Raw genomic sequence first — 255 nt, 5'->3', positions numbered from 1 at the left:
TACCGGCAGGCACAGGCGCTGCGCGCCGGAGCGGAAGTGGTCGTCGCCACGCCCGGCCGGCTCAAGGACCTCATCGACCGGGGTGACTGCCGGCTGAACCAGGTCGCGATCACGGTCCTCGACGAGGCGGACCAGATGGCCGACATGGGGTTCATGCCCCAGGTCACCGCCCTGCTGGACCAGGTGCGGCCGGAGGGCCAGCGGATGCTGTTCTCCGCCACCCTGGACCGCAACGTCGACCTGCTGGTCCGCCGC

The 255-nt window shown here is 71.4% G+C and carries 1 protein-coding gene; it reads left to right on the top strand.

Annotation, left to right across the window (positions count from 1 at the left end; translation table 11 throughout):
• The coding region (locus AC6CKD_RS38040; protein WP_498334007.1) for a DEAD/DEAH box helicase at positions 1 to 255 on the top strand (255 nt) is incomplete at both ends.

This window comes from Streptomyces sp. GQ60 (assembly GCF_059758875.1).
The sequence above is the reverse complement of the archived record's forward strand: the minus strand, read 5'-3'. Positions and strand labels throughout refer to the sequence as shown.